This window comes from Zoogloea ramigera, assembly GCF_006539865.1.
In the GTDB taxonomy this organism is placed as follows: Bacteria; Pseudomonadota; Gammaproteobacteria; order Burkholderiales; family Rhodocyclaceae; genus Zoogloea; species Zoogloea ramigera.
In genome coordinates, this window is record NZ_BJNV01000050.1 from 1 (window position 1) to 17,593 (window position 17,593).

Below are 17,593 nucleotides of genomic sequence, written 5' to 3' on the forward strand. Positions count from 1 at the left end.
CCCGCCTCGGGCTCGCCAGCCGTATCCGCAGCACGCTGCCCTCCGAGGTCTCGCTGCCGGCCGCCGGCCAGGGCGCGCTGGGCATCGAGGCGCTGTCCGACCGGCCCGAGGTCGCCGCCTGGATCGCCCCGCTCGCCGACCCGGCCTCCGCCGCCTGCGTGCGCGCCGAGCGCGCCACCTCCCGCGCGCTGGCCGGCAGTTGCGAAGTGCCGCTGGGCGCCTATGCCGAGGTGCAGGGCGGCGAGCTGTGGCTGCGTGGCTTCGTGGCGCTGCCCGACGGCTCCCGCATCGCCCGCGCCGAGCGCCGCGGCCCCATCGACCAGCCGGAGGCCCTCGGCCTCGCGCTGGCCGAGATGCTGCGCGCCGACGGCGCCGACGAGATCCTCGCCAGCCTGTAGGTCATGGGCGGCCAGCCCCTCGCCGGGCGAACCATCGTCGTCACCCGCCCGGCCGGGCAGGCCGACAGCCTGTGCGCGGCCGTCACGGCCCTGGGCGCCGAGGCCCTGTGCTTTCCGCTCCTCACCATCGCCCCGGTGGCCGACCCGGCCCCGCTGCAGGCGATGGCCCGGCGGCTGGCCGATTTTTCGCTGGCCTTCTTCGTCAGCCCCAACGCCGTCCGCTTGGCGCTGGATGCGATGCTGCCGGTCGCCCCGTGGCCCGCTGGCGTGCAGGTGGCGACCGTCGGCAAGGGCAGCGAGGCGGCGCTGGCCGAGCGGGGATTCACCCGCGTCATCGCCCCTTCGATCGGCTTCGACAGCGAAGCGGTGCTGGCCCTGCCGGCCTTCCAGGCCGACGCGGTGGCCGGCCGGCGGGTGCTCGTGCTGCGCGGTGACGGCGGCCGTGATCTGCTCGGCGACACCCTCGCCGCCCGCGGCGCCCGGGTCGAATACCTCTGCTGTTACCACCGTGGCGGCCCCGCCGACGACCCGGCGATTCTCGTCGACCGTGCCCGCACTGGCCGCCTCGACGCCCTCACGTTGACCAGCAGCGAAGGCGTGGCCCACCTGCTCGCCCTGCCCGGGGCCGAGGTGCTCAAGGCGGTGCCGGTCTTCGCGCCCCACCCGCGCATCGCGGCGGCGGCCGGGGAGGGCGGTTTTGCCCAGGTGGTGCTCACCGGCCCCGGCGATACGGGCCTCATCGAGGGCCTCGCCGCCCACTTCGCCGCTGGCAAGCCCAGCGCCTATCCGGGTTAAACTCCTGCTCATGAGCGATATCCCCAGCCTCCCGCCCGTCGAGTCCGCCAGCCCGGTGCAGCCGCGCCCGTCTGCCTGGCGTCGTCCGTCCGTCATCATCGCCGCCGTGGCGCTGGCCCTGCTGGGCTGGCAGTGGGTCGAGACCCGCAGCCGCCTGGCCGACCTCCAGGAAGACCTGGCCCGCCGCCTCACCGACGGTGACACCGCCGCCAAAGAGGCCCGCGCCCTCGCCCGGCAGGCCCAGGAAAACCTCCAGGACCTCCAGGGCAAGGTCGGCGCCCTCGACGCCAAGCTGTCCGAATCCCAGGGCCAGCAGGTCGCCCTCGAGGCCATGTACCAGGAGTTCTCCCGCAGCCGGGACGACCGGGTGCTGGCCGAGGTCGAACAGGCCGTCGCCATCGCCGCCCAGCAGCTCCAGCTCGCCGGCAACGTGCACGCCGCGCTGTTCGCGCTGCAGGCCGCCGACGCCCGCCTCGGCTCGGTCGACCGGCCCCAGTGGCTGCCCCTGCGCAAGGCCATCGCCGCCGACCTCGACACCCTCAAGGCGCTGCCCCAGGTTGATTCTTCCGGCATCGCCCTCAAGCTCGAAACCCTCATCGGCCGGCTCGACCGCCTGCCGCTGGCCTTCGAGGCCAAGCCCCGCGCCGCCAGCGTCAAGCCCGACGAGGCCGCGCCATCGTGGCTCAAGAGCCTGTGGGCGGATTTCTGGGCCGAGTTCAGCCAGCTCCTGCGCATCGAGCGCATGGACCGCCCCGACCCGGCGCTGCTGGCGCCGAGCAACGCGGTGTTCCTGCGCGAAAACCTCAAGCTGCGCCTCATGAACGCCCGCCTGGCGCTGCTGTCCCGCGACGGCAACACCTTCCGCGAGGACGTGCGGATCAGCCGCGAATGGCTGGAGCGCTATTTCGACCTCAGCAACGCCGCCGCCGCGGCCGCCAAGGCCGACCTCGCCGAGCTGCAGGCGGTGCCGGTGGGCGTCGAGCTGCCGACGCTGCAGTCCAGCCAGGTCGCCCTGCACGCCCTGCAGGCCAAGCCCGAACAGCGCGCCGACGTGGCCCCGGCCGCTCCGGCTCCCGCCGCCAACCCCGCTCCGGCGAAGAAGAACTGAGGTCGCTCATGCGTGGTTTGCTGTGGTTGATCGGGCTCTTCGCACTGGCCGCCGGTCTGGCGGTGGCCGGCCGCTACAACGAGGGCTACGCCCTGCTGGTGTGGCCGCCCTACCGCATCCAGATTTCCCTCAACCTCCTCATCCTGCTGCTGGTGGGCGCCTTTGCGGCGGCCTATTCGCTGTCGCGGCTGGTCGCCCGCACGATGGCGCTGCCGCGGGCGGTGCAACAGTTTCGCGCCCGCAAGAGCCGCGAGCGGGCCTCGCAGGCCATCTACGACGCGGTGCGCCTGCGCATCGAAGGGCGTTTCGGTCAGGCTCTCAAGCAGGCCACTGCGGCCTATGAGGCCAACGAATCACCCGGCCTCGCTGCCCTGCTGGCGGCCCAGGCCGCAGAATCCCTGCGTGATGACGAGCGCTATCGTTACTGGCTCGGCAAGGCTGCCGAGCATGACGGCGAGACCCGCGTGGCGCGCCTGATGACCGAGGCCAAGCTGGCCGTCGAGGGCCGCCGTTTCGACGAGGCCAGCGAGCGCATTGCCGAGCTCCAGGCCGGCGGGCAGCGTCACATCGCGGCCCTGCGTCTCGCCCTGCGCACCGCCCAGGCCACCGCCAACTGGGGCGAGGCGGTGCGGCTGGTGCGCCAGCTGGTGAAGGTCAAGGCCTTGTCGGCCGAGCTCGCCGAGCCGGTCAAGCGCCGTGCCCACCAGGAGGGCCTGCGCCAGCGTGCCGGCGATGCCCAGGCCCTGACTGCCTACTGGCAGGCCCTGCCCCGGGATGAGCAGCGGGACGCCCGGCTGGTCGCCGACCTGGCCAGCGCCCTGATCGCCGCCGGCGACACCGGCGCGGCCCAGCAGGCCATCGAGACGCAACTCGCCCACGCCTGGGATTCGCGGCTGGCCGGGCTGTACGGCCGCTGCGAGGGCGGCGACGTGCGGGCCCGCCTGGCCTGCGCCGAAGACTGGCTGAAGCGCCAGCCCCGCGACCCGCAGCTCCTGCTGAGCCTCGGCCGGCTGTGCGTGCAGTCTCAGCTGTGGGGCAAGGCCGAGAGCTACCTCGAGGCATCGCTGGCCATCGCGCCGAGCTGGGAAGCCCACGTGGAGCTGGCCCATCTGGCCGAGCGCATGGATCGCACCGACGCCGCCAACCGGCATTACCGGGCCGCGGCCGAGCAGGCTCGCGGCTGAGCCGGCCGGGGCGCCGGTCTTCCATCCTTCACGCGGGCGGAATAAAATATATGATTCGATCGGGCGCCCATCCTGCCCCGGTCGAGGCAGGGTAGGTGATAGTTTTTAGCAATCCGGACCATTCTATTAATCAATTTGAACGATACGATGGCCCGGCCTATGATGTCAGCTCCACAACCCAACCAGTGAAGGAAACGCTATGTCCCTGATCAATACTGAAATCAAACCGTTCAAAGCCTCCGCCTTCCACAACGGCAAGTTCGTCGAACTCACCGAAGCCGATGTCAAGGGCAAGTGGTCCGTGTTCTTCTTCTACCCGGCTGACTTCACCTTCGTCTGCCCGACCGAGCTCGGCGACATGGCCGATCTGTACCCCGAATTCCAAAAGCTGGGCGTCGAGGTTTACTCCGTCTCCACCGACACCCACTTCACCCACAAGGCCTGGGCCGACGCCTCCGAAACGATCAAGAAGATCACCTACCCGATGATCGGCGACCCGACCGGCGCCATCACCCGTGGTTTCGACGTGATGATCGAAGAAGCCGGCCTGGCGCTGCGTGGCACCTTCGTGGTGAACCCCGAAGGCCAGATCAAGGTTGCCGAGATCCACGATCTGGGCATCGGCCGTGACGCTTCCGAGCTGCTGCGCAAGGTCAAGGCTGCCCAGTACGTCGCCTCCCACCCGGGCGAAGTGTGCCCGGCCAAGTGGACCGAAGGCGCCGAGACCCTGAAGCCCTCGCTGGATCTGGTCGGCAAAATCTAATCTGCCCGCCTGAATAGCACGCCCTGGCGCGTGCGACGAACGCCCGGTGCTCCCCTGGAGCCCGGGCGTTCGTGTTTTGGGCACCGGTAGGCTCGATCTGTCCTGAAGCGCTGTATGATGAAAAGTAATTTGATCATACAAGTCTTGCCGACATGTCTGTCTCTGCCCTGGGGTCAAGCGCGCTCCGTATCGGCGGCTCGCTGCTGTGCGGCGCGGGGCTCGGTGCCCGGGTTTTTGTGGTTCTCGCGCTCGCTGGTTGCCTGACGCCCGGCTGGGCGCTGGCGGGAGGCATCCCGACCCTCGAAACCGTCGTGGTCGGTGGCGGCTCCGAGGAGGGCCTGATCGGCCTGGCTGGGGCGGCGACGGAAGGCACGGTCAGTGCCCGCCAGCTCGAGCACCGCCCGCTGCTGCGGCCCGCCGAGGTGCTGGAGCTGATCCCCGGCCTGATCGTGTCCCAGCACAGCGGTGACGGCAAGGCCAACCAGTACTACCTGCGCGGCTTCAACCTGGACCACGGCACCGACTTTTCCACCCGGGTGCTGGGGATGCCGGTCAATCTGCCGACCCACGCCCACGGGCAGGGCTATTCGGACCTGCAGTTTCTGATCCCGGAGCTGGTCGAGCGGATGCAGTACCGAAAGGGCCCCTACGCCGCCGACGTGGGGGATTTCGCCGCCGCCGGCTCGGCCACCATCGATTACTTCCGCAAGCTGGAAGCACCCTTCGCCCAGGTGACGCTGGGCGAGCGAGGCTACCGGCGCGGGCTGCTGGCAGGTTCGCCCGACCTCGACGGCAGAAACCTGCTGTACGCGCTGGAGTGGACCGCCAACGACGGCCCCTGGGCGCTCCCCGAAAACCTTGCCCGGCTCAACGGGCTGCTGCGCCTCAGCCAGGGCTCGCGGGACAATGGCTGGTCGGTGGCGGCGATGGCCTACCGCGCGCGCTGGAATGCCACCGACCAGGTGCCCCAGCGGGCCATCGATGCCGGCCAGATCGGCCGCTTCGGCAACCTCAACGCCACCGACGGCGGGCACACGCGCCGCAGCAGCCTGTCGGGCGAATGGTCCGGGCGTGATGCCCGGGGCTGGACCCGCCTCAATGCCTACGCGATCGACTACAGCCTGGATCTGTGGTCGGATTTCAGCTTCTGCCTCAATGACATGGCCCTGACGGGCAGCTGCCAGCGGGGCGACCAGTTCCACCAGGCCGACCGGCGCAAGGTGTATGGCCTCGATGTGGCCCACAGCGGGTTTGGCGCGTTGGCGGGGCGGCCTGCAGACTTCACGCTCGGTGTGCAGGTGCGCCACGACAGTATCGACAGGGTCGCGCTGGGCCTGTCGTCGGCGCGCCAGGATTACCTGGCGATCCGTAACGACAAGGTCGCGCAGTCGAGCATCGGCTTGTTCGGCGAGGCGCAGGTCCAGTGGCACGACAAGCTTCGCAGCATCGTCGGTCTGCGCAGTGATCACTACCACTTCGACGTGGACAGCAGCTTGGCGCAGAACTCGGGCAAGGCGCAGGACCACATCACGAGCCCCAAGCTGGCGCTGATCCTCGGGCCGTGGGCGAAGACCGAGTATTACGCCAACCTGGGCTTCGGCTTTCACAGCAATGACGCCCGTGGTACGACCACCCGGCTCAATCCCGACCCCCGCGACCCGGGCTACCTCAGCCCGGTGCGCCCGGTCACGCCACTGGTGCGGGCAAGGGGCTACGAACTCGGCGTGCGCAGCGCGATCGTGCCCGGCCTGCACAGCGCGCTGGCCCTGTGGCGGCTGGATCTGGGCTCCGAGCTGGTTTTCGTGGGCGACGCGGGGAGCACCGAGCCGAGCTTTCCGAGCCGCCGCAGCGGCATCGAATGGGCCAACTACTGGACGCCGACGCCTGCGCTCATCGTCGACGCCGACCTCGCCCTGTCCCGCGCCCGCTACACCGGCGCCGCGCCAGCCCTGGCCGGTGGCAGGCATGTCCCCGGCGCGCTGGAGAAGAGCTTCTCGGCCGGCGCCACCTATGACAGCCACGCCCGCTGGACGGCCGGGCTGCGCCTGCGCTATTTCGGCCCACGGGCGCTGGTCGAGGACAACACGGTCCGCTCGCGGGCGTCCATGCTGGTCAATGCCCGGCTCGGCTACCGGCTGGGCTCCGGGAGCAGCCTTAGCGTCGAGGTGCTCAACCTGTTCGACCGCCGGGTGAGTGACATCGACTACTACTACGCCTCCCAACTTCGGGGCGAGGCGCGGCCGGTGGAGGGCATCCACACCCATCCGGCCGAACTGCGCAGCCTGCGGGTGTCGCTGCGGGTCGGCTACTGAGCGCCCCTCGGCCGGGCTTCGCCCAACCCGCCCCCCGTGGAGAGCAATCAAACCTGGTCTGGCCTGGCGTTTCCTTGAGAGGGGCGCCTGCGCCGCAGCCGCCGCACACCCATCACGCAGCCGCTGGTGGCAAGCGCTGCGCCGAGCAGGCACAGCACGGTGATGAGGCCCTCGCGCAGGGCCGGCAGCGCGCCGAGGGGCGGGAAGTCCAGCCGGTGCAGGCCGTTGAAGACCCAGCGGTGGAGGCGGTTGGCGGCGTCCACCCGGCCCAGCACGCGGCCGCTGGCGGGGTCGAGATACCAGGTGGTTTCCTCCGGGTCGGCGAGGCGGATGCGCACGGCCGGCAGCACCACGGGGTTGCGCCGGCCGTAGTGGTAGAGGTCGGCCTCGTGGATCAGCTCGGCCTGCGCCACCGGCTGGCCTTCGATCGCCGCGATCATGCTGGCGAGGGTTTCGGGCGGGATGGGCGGCGCCAGGCGGGCCTGGTCGTCGAGGCGTTGGCTGCCGTCCGGGCTGCGTACCTCGAGGTAATGCCGGCCGCCGAAGCGGTACCACTCGGCCTCGCGCCCGCCGGGGGCGGCGGCGAGCTGGCGCTTCAGCAAGGTCAGGTTTTCGGGGGGGCTGAAGGCGATGCCTGCCAGGCGCTGGGCGGCACCCTTCGGCAGTCCGCTGAATTCCAGCAGTCCGAAGGGATGGTTCGACAGCCAGCCGGACAGCAGCCAGGTGAAGGTCAGGCTGCCGACGCCGAGGCCGAGCAGGTGGTGCCAGCGCTTCCAGCCCCGGTAGGGCGTGATCTGCCCCCGCGGATAGCGGTGCCGCAGGCGCAGGCGCTGGAGGCCGAGGGCCAGGCCGGCGCCCACCGTGAGCAGGGCCAGGGGCGGCAGCCACAGCACCAGCTGGCGCCACAGGGTGGTGTCGTCGCCGCGCAGGGGTGTGAAGTAGAGCCAGTGGGGCACGGTGCCGAGCCAGCTCCAGCCGCGCTCGAAGCGGGTGGTACGGGCCACCACCTCGCCGCTGCGGGACGAGACGTAGACCACGCTGCCGGCGGCGTCGTCGACGGGGATGCGCAACAGCGGCCGGTGGGGCCGGTAGGTGCTGTAGATCGTCCATTGGTCGCGCAGGGTGGGCTCGATCGTGCCCAGCTTCGCGCCTGGCATGAAAGCCTGGGCGCTGGCCAGGGCCAGTTCTGGCGTCACGATGACCGCCTCGCCGGTGTCGGCCCACGCGCTGCAGGCGGCGTCCGCGCCGCTGAAATGGTAAACGGGGCGCCCCGCAGCCATCGCCAGCCGTGCGCCGCGGAGCTTGCCCGGGCAGGCCGCGGCGGCCTGGGCCGGGCTCACGGCGAGGGCGTCGGGCTGCAACGCGGCTTGCCGGCTCACGCGCTCGTCGGTGTCGAGCTTGGGAAAGGGCACGTAGAGCATCACCAGGCCGGAAACGAACCAGGCCAGGATCAGCACCCCGCTGGCGGTGCCGAGCCAGCGGTGGGTGAGGTGGAGGACGCGCAACAAGCGGGCGTTCATCGGCGGGCCGGGTGAGGTGCAGGCTCACCGCGTGGAGAGGCCTGCGCCGGGGGCGTCAGGCCCAGTCCCGGTGCACCAGGTAGTCGGTGTAAAGCAGCTCTTCGGGGCTGCCCGGCTCGGGCTGCCAGTCGTAGCGCCATTTGACGATGGGCGGCATCGACATCAGGATGGATTCGGTGCGGCCGCCCGACTGCAGGCCGAACAGCGTGCCCCGGTCGAAGACCAGGTTGAACTCGACGTAGCGGCCGCGGCGGTAGGCCTGGAAGTCGCGCTCCCGCTCGCCGTAGGCGGTGCCCTGGCGGCGTTCGATGATGGGCAGGTAGGCCGGCAGGAAGGCGTCGCCGACGCTGCGGGTCATCGCGAAGGCGGTGTCGAAATCCACCTGGCCGTCGGCGCCGTGGTCGTCGAAGAACAGGCCGCCGACGCCACGGGGCTCATTGCGGTGCTTGAGGAAGAAATAGCGGTCGCACCAGTCCTTGAGGCGCTGGTACTCGGCCTCGCCCCAGGGCAGCACGGCGGCCTTGCAGGTGGCGTGGAAGTGGCGGACGTCTTCTTCGAAGGGGTAGTAGGGCGTGAGGTCCATGCCGCCGCCGAACCACCACACGTCGTCCTTGCCCGGCGCCGAGGCGATGAAGAAGCGCACGTTCATGTGCACCGTGGGGCAGTAGGGGTTGCGCGGGTGGAGGACCAGCGAGACGCCCATCGCCTCGTAGCTGCGGCCGGCAAGTTCGGGCCGGGCGGCGGTGGCGGAGGGGGGCAGGCCTTCGCCCATCACGTGGGAGAAGTTGCAGCCGCCGCGCTCGAAGAAGTTGCCCTCCTCGATCAGCCGGGTGAGGCCGCCGCCACCGGCCGGGCGCGTCCAGCTGTCGGTGCGGAAGGGCTTGCCGTCGAAGGCTTCGAGGCGGGCTACGATGCGCGCCTGGAGGTCGAGGAGGTAGGCTTTGACGGCGGCGCGGTCAGGCATGGGGAGGCTCCGGGGATGAAAACGCGCCGGCTGCGGGCCGGCACAGGGGTAGGTCAGGCGCCGGGGAGGACGCGCTTCGAGTAGGTGTCGCGGTCCATGTCGCGGGCCTCGGAGGTGATCTGCACGACCTGGGGGCCGGGCCCGACGAGGGGGGCGATGGCGTCGACCAGCGCAACGGTGAGGCTCTGCCTGGTGTCGCCGTCGCGGCCGGACAGGAGCGCCAGCCCGGCGTGGATGAAGCCGTGGTCGGCGCCGCTGCCGACCCGGAAGTGCTCGACCGGGATCAGCCGCACCTTGATGGCATCGGGCGGGCTGAACACGCCGCTGGCCACCAGCACGTCGGCGGTGACCTGCACCAGCAGCGCCGGGTCGAAGCGGCCGGCGATGTTGGTGCTGTACTCGATGCGCAGGTGCGGCATGGGGTTAGCCCTTGCGGCCGACGGCCCGGTAGCCGATGTCACGGCGGCACTGCATGCCGTCGAAGTGGATCTGGTCCACCTGCTCGTAGGCGCGCTTCTGGGCGCTCCTCACGTTGTCGCCGAGGGCCGTGACGCACAGCACGCGGCCGCCGCTGGTGCGGATCTCGCCGCCCTCTTCGGTGGTACCGGCGTGGAAGACGTGGGCGTCTTCAGCCGAGGTGGCGGGCAGGCCGTGGATGGCGTCGCCCTTGCGCGGGCTGTCGGGGTAGCCGGCGGCGGCCATCACCACGCCGAGGGCGAAGCGGCGGTCCCATTCGGCCTCGACCTTGTCGAGCTTGCCGGCGACGGCGGCTTCGACGAGGTCGACGAGGTCGGACTTGAGCCGCATCATGATCGGCTGGGTTTCGGGGTCGCCCATGCGGCAGTTGAACTCGACCACGCGGGGCGCGCCCTTGGCGTCGATCATCAGGCCGGCGTACAGGAAGCCGGTGTAGGGCAGGCCTTCGGCGGCCATGCCGACGAGGGTCGGCATGATGATCTCGCGCATCGCGCGGGCGTGCACTTCGGGCGTGACCACCGGGGCCGGCGAGTACGCGCCCATGCCGCCGGTGTTGGGGCCCTGGTCGGCGTCACGCAGGCGCTTGTGGTCTTGCGAGGTGGCCAGCGGCAGCGCGTGGCGGCCGTCGGCCATCACGATGAAGCTGGCTTCCTCGCCGTCCATGAACTCCTCGATCACGACCCGCGGGCCGCGCTCGTCGTACTGCACGCCCAGGGTGTTGTGGGTGAGCATGGCGTCGATGGCCTCGTGGGCTTCGGCCAGGCTCATTGCCACCACCACGCCCTTGCCGGCGGCGAGGCCGTCGGCCTTGATGACGATCGGCGCGCCCTCGGCGTCAACATAAGCGTGGGCTGCGGCGGGGTCGGAGAAGGTCTGGTACTTCGCCGTCGGGATCTTGTGGCGCAGCAGGAACTGTTTGGCGAAGTCCTTGGAGCTTTCGAGCTGGGCGGCGAGCCGGGTCGGCCCGAAGATCGGCAGCCCGGCGGCGCGGAAGGCATCCACGACGCCGGCGGCCAGCGGCGCCTCGGGGCCCACCACGGTGAGGGCGATCTGCTCGGCCCGCACGAAGTCGATCAGCGCCGGGATGGCGCTGATGGCCACGTTCTCGACGCCCGGCTCACGGGCGGTGCCGGGGTTGCCCGGCGCGACGAAAACCTTGTGGACACGGGGCGAGCGGGAGAGCTTCCAGGCCAGGGCGTGTTCGCGGCCGCCGGAGCCGATGACGAGGATCTTCATGGATGGGTCGTGATCAGTGACGGAAGTGGCGGAAGCCGGTGAGGACCATGGCGATGCCCTGCTCGTCGGCGGCGGCGATGACTTCGGCGTCGCGCATCGAGCCACCTGGCTGGATGACGGCGGTGGCGCCGGCCTGGGCCAGCACGTCGAGGCCGTCACGGAACGGGAAGAAGGCGTCCGAGGCCACCACGCAGCCGGGGATCACGAGGCCGGCGTTCTCGGCCTTGATCTTGGCGATGCGGGCAGAATCCACGCGGCTCATCTGGCCTGCGCCGACGCCGATGGTCATGCCGTCCTTGCAATACACGATGGCGTTGGACTTGACGTACTTGGCGACGCGCCAGGCGAACAGGAGGTCGGAGAGCTCCTTGTCGGTGGGCGCGCGCTGGGTGACGACCTTGAGGTCGGCCGCGGTGATCGGGGCGAAGTCGGCGCTCTGCACCAGCAGGCCGCCGCCGACGCGCTTGTAGTCGGGCTGCTTGACGGTGCCCAGCGGAACGATCAGGACGCGGACGTTCTGCTTGGCCTTGAGGAGCTCGAGGGCTTCGTCGGTGTAGGCGGGGGCGATCAGCACCTCGAGGAACTGGGCGCTGACGGCTTCGGCGGCGGCGCGGTCGACGGTGGTGTTGAAGGCGATGATGCCGCCGAAGGCCGAGGTGGGGTCGGTGGAGAAGGCCTTTTTATAGGCTTCGAGGGGGCTGGCGGCCACGGCCACGCCGCAGGGGTTGGCGTGCTTGACGATCACGCACGCCACGCCGTCGAAGGCCTTCACGCATTCCCACGCCGCGTCGGAGTCGGCGATGTTGTTGTACGACAGCTCCTTGCCCTGCACCTGGGTGTAGGCGGCGATGGCGCCGGCGGGGGCGCTGGATTCGCGGTAGAAGGCGGCGGACTGGTGGGGGTTCTCGCCGTAGCGGAGGTCCTGCACCTTGTCGAAGGCCAGCTGGAAGCGCTCCGGGTAGGCCATCTTGCTGCCGTCGTCGGCCAGCGCGGTGAGGTGGTTGGAGATCGCCGCGTCGTAGCGGGCAGTGTGGGTGAAGGCGCTGCGGGCGAGGTCGAAGCGGGTCTTGTAGCTGAGCGCGCCGCCGTTGGCCTTGAGTTCGGCGATGATGCCGGCGTAGTCGGCCGGGTCGGTCACGATGCCGACGCCGCCCATTTCGTTGCCGTGGTTCTTGGCCGCCGCGCGGACCATGGTCGGGCCGCCGATGTCGATGTTTTCGATGGCGTCCTCGAGGCTGCAGTCGGGTTTGGCGACGGTGGCCTGGAAGGGGTAGAGGTTGACCACCACGAGGTCGATGCGCGGAATGGCGTGCTCGTCGAGCTTGGCCAGGTGCTCGGGCAGGTCGCGGCGGGCGAGGATGCCGCCGTGCACCTTGGGGTGCAGGGTTTTCACGCGGCCGTCGAGCATCTCGGGGAAGCCGGTGTAGTCGGACACGTCGGTGACCGGCAGGCCGGCGTCGCGGAGCGACTTGGCGGTGCCGCCGGTGGACAGCAGATTGACGCCGAGGGCAGACAGTTCGCGGGCGAATTCGACGACGCCGGTCTTGTCGGAGACGCTGAGCAGGGCTTGGGTGACTTTCATGGGGCTTCTCTGAGAGGCCGCGGCTGGGCGGCGCTGAAATTACGGGAAAAGGATCAAAGCAGTTCGTGTTCGGACAGCTTGCGGCGCAGGGTGTTGCGGTTGATGCCGAGCATCTCTGCGCAGAGGGTCTGGTTGCCGCCGGCCTGCTTGAGGACGAATTCGAGCATCGGCTTCTCGACGTTCTTGATCACCATCGCGTAAAGGGCGTTCGGCTTCTCGCCGTCGAGGTCGCGGAAATAGGTGTCGAGGGCACGGCAGACCGAGTCGGCGATGTCATTGCTGGTGCTGCTCATGCTGCAAGCTCCTGGGGGAATTCTTCGGGTTCGGCATAGACCAGGCGGCTGTCCCGGTCGGCCAGGTTGCCGAAGAATTCGTCGACGGCGGCCAGCTGGGCCTGGACGGTGGGCAGGGTGTTCATGGTCTTGCGGAACTGGGCCGAGCCGACGAGGCCCTTGGTGTACCAGCTGATGTGCTTGCGGGCGATCTTGACGCCGGTGTCTTCGCCGTAGAAGGCGTAGAGGTCGGCGAGGTGGTCGCGGCACACCTGCAGGATCTCGGAGACCAGCGGCGGCGGGAGCTCGGTGCCGGTCTTGAGGAAGTGGTCGATCTCGCGGAAGATCCACGGCCGGCCCTGGGCCGCGCGGCCGACCATCACGCCGTCGGCGCCGGTGTAGTCGAGCACGAACTTGGCCTTTTGCGGCGTGGTGATGTCGCCGTTTGCGATCAGCGGGATGCGCACGCGGCTCTTTACGTCGGCGATGGTGTCGTATTCGGCGTCGCCGGTGTACATGCAGGCGCGGGTGCGGCCGTGGATGGCGATCAGCTGGATGCCGGACTCTTCGGCGATGCGGGCGATGATGGCGGCGTTCTTGTTGGCCTTGTTCCAGCCGGTGCGGAACTTGAGCGTGACCGGCGTGTTGCCGGCGGCGCCAACGACGGCCTCGAGGATGCGGGCGACCAGCGGCTCGTCTTGCATCAGCGCGGAACCGGCCATCACGTTGCAGACCTTCTTGGCCGGGCAGCCCATGTTGATGTCGATGATCTGGGCGCCACGGTCGATGTTGTGGCGGGCGGCTTCGGCCATCATGGCCGGGTCGGCGCCGGCGATCTGCACGGAGATCGGATCAACCTCGCCGTCGTGGTTGGCGCGCCGCTGGGTCTTGGCGCTGCCGTAGAGCAGCGAGTTGGAGGTGACCATCTCGGAGACGGCGAGCCCGGCGCCCATCTTCTTGCAGAGCTGGCGGAAGGGGCGGTCGGTCACGCCGGCCATGGGCGCGACGAACAGATTGTTTCGCAAGGTGAATCCGGCGAATTGCATCGGCTTGTACGGCGGGGGAAAAGCGCGCCATTCTACTCCATTGCCCATTTTTCGGGCAGGGGCCGATGCGGCGGAATCCCGGCGCGGCGAGGCTCTGAAGAGCGAACCCGCACCTCGAAGACGCAGCCCGGCCGTTTCGGGGGTGCCAGGAAGCGCCAGGCTTCCGTGTAGCCCTTTTGGTCGGTGTCGGCGCGTAGCGGCGCCGCCGGGGGGGCCTAAATCTTCTACGGCACTTCGGAGTACTGCATGCGGCCCTGGATGCGTGCGGCGTGGGCGGCCAGGCGGGGGCCGTAGCTCTTTTCGTACTTGCGCGGGTTGGGCAGCATCACCGCCAGCCGGGCGGCCTGGGCGGGTGCGAGCTGGGCGGCCGGGATGCGGTAGTAGCGCTGGGCGGCGGCCTCGCAGCCGAAGATGCCGTTGCCCCATTCGACCACGTTGAGATAGACCTCGAGGATGCGCCGCTTGTCCCACAGGGCTTCGATCATCACCGTGATGATGGCCTCCTCGGCCTTGCGGAAGTAGCTGCGCGAGGGCGACAGGAACAGGTTCTTGGCCAGCTGCTGGCTGATCGTCGAGCCGCCGGCCACCATGCGGCCCTTCTTCTGGTTCTTCTCGATGGCCTTCTGGATGCCTTCCCAGTCGAAGCCCTCGTGGTCGATGAACTTGTCGTCCTCGGCGGCGATCACCGCCCGCTTGAGGTGGATCGAGATCTGCTCGTACGGAACCCAGCGGTAATGCAGCTCGGCGTCGGGCTTGCTGCCTGTGAGCTCGTCGAGGCGCAGGCTCATGAAGCTGGTCTCGGCGGGGGGCACCCATTTCCACCACAGTACGTGGCCGAGGAACCACAGCTGGTAGGCCAGGAACAGCAGCACGACCGCCAGCAGGCCGCGGCGAATCCAGTGCCACAGGCGGGTCATGGGCGCATCAATCCTTGTCCCGGGAGCTGGTCTTGACCATGTCGGCGTTGGTGAAGGTCCAGGTACGGGTGATCTCGATCACGTCGGTGTCCTTGCGGATGTCCGGCGGGAAGGCGGGGTAGGGGGCAGCCAGCTGGACGATGCGGCGGGCGGCCTCGTCGAGCACCTTGTGGCCGGAGGAGCGCTGGATCTCGATGTTATGCACGTTGCCGTCGGCGCCGATGGTGACCGACAGCAGCAGGCTGCCGTAGAGCTTGCCGCGGGCGGCCTCGGGGTAGTTGAGGGTGCCGACGCGCTCGATCTTCTGGCGCCAGTCTTCGGCGTACTGGGCGAAGCGGTATTCCTGGGTGCGGGCGCCGATGAACTTCTTGCGCGGCCGCGAGGCGTAGTCCATGAGGTCCTTGTCGATCTGGGCCTCGATGCGCGCCACTGCGGCGGCGCTGTCCATCAGGTCATAGCCCGAGACCTGGCGCGGCGCTTCGCTGGGGGTGACCTGCTGGGTGTCGACGGCGATGGCGGTCTTGCCGCGCTTGGCCGTCATGGCCTGCATCTGGGGCGCCTGGGCCTGCTCGCTGCGGCGCTGGGCCTCGACGAGGCCGTCGCCGAGCCGGGATTGTTCCTGGGGCGGCAGCGGCGTAGCCAGGTTGGCCTTGTGCTTGTCGTTGGTGCCGCCGCCGTCGAGGTTGGTCTGGGCGAGGAGATCTGCCTGGTCGGGGCGCTGGGCGTGGCGTGAGTTGACCAGCACCACCTCCAGGCCCTTGCTCTTGCCCTTGAACTGGTCCGGGTCCGGCATCACGAAGTGGATGGACAGCAGCAGGGCATGCAGCGCCAGCGACAGGCCAACCCCCCATTCGAGGGCGTAGCGTGCCGTGGCGCCGGTGAAGGTCGGCCAGGCGAAACCACCCCCCAGCCCGGACGGGGCGGGAGGGGCTGGCTGGGCGGTGGGCTGCTTGAGCGGGGCCTGCATGAGGGGTGCGTCGCTGGGCCGTCAGGCCGCCGCCGGCGGGGCGGTGTCGGTGGTGACGTCCGGCGGGCTCGCGGCGTCGAGGGCCTCAGGGAGGAGCTCGGCTTCGTCGAGCTCCTCGGTGGCCTCGCCGCTGGCCTCGGCCAGGGTCTCGAGGTAGGTGGCGCGGACCTCGACGTCCACCAGGTCGGTGCTGTCGATGGCCAGCTGCACGCGGGTGCCCGGCGGCAGGGTGGGCATCGAGGGCACCTTGAAGATCAGCGGGATGGCCTCGAGGCGCACCAGGCTTTCGCGCAGCACGCGGGCGCTCATGGCCGGATGGCCGGCCTGGCGCAGCCAGCGCAGGCACCAGTAGCGCTCCATGCCGCGCTGGAATTCGGCGTAGGCGGCGTAGGTGAGCTCGAAGTCGCGCATCGCGGCGAGCAGGTCGGGCGACTTGGGCGGGAAGGCGGGGGCCTCGCCCTTCACCCAGGCGATCAGCTGCCACTGGTTGACGAGGTCGACGTAGCGGCGCAGCGGCGAGCTCGACCAGGCGTAGCAGTCGACGCCGAGGCCTTCGTGGGGCGCCGCGGCGGTGGTCATGCGCACCTTGCCGCCGGTCTGGGCCCGGTACAGGGCCGGGATGCCGGCCTCGGCGAGGGCTTTGCCCCAGGTGCTGTTGGCGGCGATCATCAGCTCGGCCACCAGCTTGTCGAGGGGCGAGCCGCGGGAGCGCCGGCCGATCTCGATGCGGCCGGGGCCGTCGGCGGTGGTCTGGCTCCAGTCGACGCTGAAGTTGAAGTCGACCTGGTTCTGGTTGGCGGAGGGCTTGCCACGGCCGGCTTCGAGCACGGTGGCGAGCTCCCACAGCAGCGTGAGCTCGGCCTTCCAGGGGAAGTCGGGGCCGCCTTCGGTGAGGGTGGTCTCGTTGAAGACTGGCTCGATGTCGTGGTGGCGCAGGTTGGCGACCACCGGCACCCGCTCGATGCGCGAGCTGTGGCCGGTGACGATGAGGTCGCGGCTGACCTCGAGGTAGAGCGACAGGGCCGGGCAGTCGCGGCCTTCGCCGAGGGTGAAGCGGCTGACGATGTCCTCGGGGAGCATCGTGATCTTGTTGCCCGGCATGTACACCGTGGACAGCCGCTCGCGGGCGATGGTGTCGAGGGCGGATTCGCGGCCAAAGCCGATGCCCGGCGCGGCGATGTGGATGCCGACGCGCCAGCCGGCGTCGGTGGGGGTGATCGAGAAGGCGTCGTCGATCTCGGTGGTGGCGGCGTCGTCGATGGAGAAGGCGCGCACCGCCGCCAGCGGCAGATCGGTGGGCTCGGCGGGTGCCTCGACCGGCGGGAAGCCGGTGCCGGCCGGGAAGTATTCGAACAGGAAGCGGTCGAAGTGCAGCTCGTGGGTGGACGCCAGCGCGCCGCAGTCGAGAAACAGGCGCGCGGCGGACTTGCCGGTTTCGGCGCTGGCGGCTTCGAGGGCCTTGGTTTCGAGGCGGTTGCGGTCGGGCTTGTAGAGCAGCTGGCGCACAAGCGGGCGGAGCTCTTCGGGCAGCGTGCCGACGAGGAGCTCGTCGCGCATGCGCTCGATGGCGGCGGCCTGCTGCTTCTTTTTCTCGAGCCCGGCGAGGGCGGCCTGGAGGATTTCGGCGGGGGCCTTGCGGAAGCGGCCGCGGCCCTTGCGGTGGAAGTAGATCGGCGCGGCATGGAGGCGCAGCAGCACGGTGGCGGATTCGATCGGGCTGGGTTCGTGGCCGAAGTATTCGCGGGCGAAATCGATGAAGGCGAATTCGTCGTCGCCGCAGACTTCCCACAGGAACTCGGTGTCGAGGCCTTCGGCCTCGGCTTCGGCACGCTGCAGCAGCTCGCCCGCCGAGGGCTGGGCGAAGCGCATCAGAACGTGGTTGCTCTTCAGTTTGAGGCGCTTGCCGTGGGGCGTTTCCACCTGCAGGGAGGCGTCGTTGTCAGTCAGGATGGTGCCGGTCTTGAAGGCACCATCCTCTTCGAAGAGCAGATTCATGGGGTGGCCAGGCTGGAAAACATTTAATTATAGCCAAGCCGGCGGCCCACCCGCAGG

General features: G+C 69.7%; 15 protein-coding genes and 1 pseudogene. 6 read left to right on the top strand and 10 right to left on the bottom strand.

Going from position 1 to position 17,593, the window contains the following annotated elements; genetic code table 11:
* The 6 genes and pseudogenes from ZRA01_RS13850 to ZRA01_RS13875 form a co-directional block, all read left to right on the top strand.
* Positions 1-398, top strand: a pseudogene (locus ZRA01_RS13850) (hydroxymethylbilane synthase); the annotation flags it as partial.
* A 3-nt stretch (positions 399-401) separates the two neighbouring features.
* On the top strand, positions 402-1,193 hold the full coding sequence (locus tag ZRA01_RS13855; RefSeq protein ID WP_141353196.1) for a uroporphyrinogen-III synthase: 792 nt from the start codon (positions 402-404) through the stop codon (positions 1,191-1,193).
* 10 nt (positions 1,194-1,203) lie between these two features.
* Positions 1,204-2,301, top strand: coding sequence for a uroporphyrinogen-III C-methyltransferase (locus ZRA01_RS13860; protein ID WP_246093677.1), 1,098 nt, complete (start codon positions 1,204-1,206; stop codon positions 2,299-2,301).
* 8 nt (positions 2,302-2,309) lie between these two features.
* The gene (locus ZRA01_RS13865; RefSeq protein WP_141353198.1) at positions 2,310-3,485 is read left to right on the top strand and encodes a heme biosynthesis HemY N-terminal domain-containing protein; all 1,176 of its coding nucleotides are present in this window, start codon (positions 2,310-2,312) and stop codon (positions 3,483-3,485) included.
* Positions 3,486-3,684: 199 nt separating this feature from the next.
* A complete protein-coding gene (gene ahpC, locus ZRA01_RS13870) occupies positions 3,685-4,248 on the top strand; it encodes an alkyl hydroperoxide reductase subunit C (protein WP_141353200.1) in 564 nt (187 codons plus the stop codon).
* Positions 4,249-4,400: 152 nt separating this feature from the next.
* The gene (locus ZRA01_RS13875) at positions 4,401-6,560 is read left to right on the top strand and encodes a TonB-dependent receptor (protein ID WP_141353203.1); all 2,160 of its coding nucleotides are present in this window, start codon (positions 4,401-4,403) and stop codon (positions 6,558-6,560) included.
* 47 nt (positions 6,561-6,607) lie between these two features.
* Here the strand turns inward: ZRA01_RS13875 and ZRA01_RS13880 are convergent, their stop codons facing one another.
* The 10 genes from ZRA01_RS13880 to ZRA01_RS13925 all read right to left on the bottom strand — a co-directional run bounded on the left by ZRA01_RS13880 (position 6,608) and on the right by ZRA01_RS13925 (position 17,536).
* Positions 6,608-8,080 (bottom strand): PepSY-associated transmembrane domain-containing protein, encoded by a 1,473-nt coding sequence (locus ZRA01_RS13880; RefSeq protein WP_141353206.1) that lies wholly within the window; start codon positions 8,078-8,080, stop codon positions 6,608-6,610.
* A 55-nt stretch (positions 8,081-8,135) separates the two neighbouring features.
* Positions 8,136-9,044 carry an oxygen-dependent coproporphyrinogen oxidase gene (gene hemF / locus ZRA01_RS13885; protein WP_141353208.1) on the bottom strand — a complete coding sequence of 303 codons (909 nt, stop codon included), beginning with the start codon at positions 9,042-9,044 and terminating at the stop codon, positions 8,136-8,138.
* A gap of 53 nt (positions 9,045-9,097) precedes the next feature.
* The gene (locus ZRA01_RS13890; protein WP_141353210.1) at positions 9,098-9,463 is read right to left on the bottom strand and encodes a 5-carboxymethyl-2-hydroxymuconate Delta-isomerase; all 366 of its coding nucleotides are present in this window, start codon (positions 9,461-9,463) and stop codon (positions 9,098-9,100) included.
* Between the two features lie 4 nt (positions 9,464-9,467).
* Positions 9,468-10,757, bottom strand: coding sequence for a phosphoribosylamine--glycine ligase (gene purD / locus ZRA01_RS13895; RefSeq protein WP_141353212.1), 1,290 nt, complete (start codon positions 10,755-10,757; stop codon positions 9,468-9,470).
* Positions 10,758-10,770: 13 nt separating this feature from the next.
* Positions 10,771-12,339, bottom strand: a complete 1,569-nt coding sequence (gene purH / locus ZRA01_RS13900) for a bifunctional phosphoribosylaminoimidazolecarboxamide formyltransferase/IMP cyclohydrolase (protein ID WP_141353214.1) — start codon at positions 12,337-12,339, stop codon at positions 10,771-10,773.
* A gap of 53 nt (positions 12,340-12,392) precedes the next feature.
* A complete protein-coding gene (locus ZRA01_RS13905; protein WP_141353216.1) occupies positions 12,393-12,632 on the bottom strand; it encodes a helix-turn-helix domain-containing protein in 240 nt (79 codons plus the stop codon).
* Positions 12,629-13,657, bottom strand: a complete 1,029-nt coding sequence (dusB, locus tag ZRA01_RS13910; protein ID WP_141353218.1) for a tRNA dihydrouridine synthase DusB — start codon at positions 13,655-13,657, stop codon at positions 12,629-12,631. The genes ZRA01_RS13905 and dusB overlap by 4 nt, the downstream gene beginning before the upstream one ends.
* A gap of 224 nt (positions 13,658-13,881) precedes the next feature.
* A complete protein-coding gene (mtgA, locus tag ZRA01_RS13915) occupies positions 13,882-14,574 on the bottom strand; it encodes a monofunctional biosynthetic peptidoglycan transglycosylase (protein WP_141353220.1) in 693 nt (230 codons plus the stop codon).
* 7 nt (positions 14,575-14,581) lie between these two features.
* On the bottom strand, positions 14,582-15,541 hold the full coding sequence (locus ZRA01_RS13920; protein ID WP_141353222.1) for a TonB family protein: 960 nt from the start codon (positions 15,539-15,541) through the stop codon (positions 14,582-14,584).
* A 21-nt stretch (positions 15,542-15,562) separates the two neighbouring features.
* On the bottom strand, positions 15,563-17,536 hold the full coding sequence (locus ZRA01_RS13925; protein ID WP_141353224.1) for a ribonuclease catalytic domain-containing protein: 1,974 nt from the start codon (positions 17,534-17,536) through the stop codon (positions 15,563-15,565).
* Between the last annotated feature and the right edge of the window lie 57 nt (positions 17,537-17,593).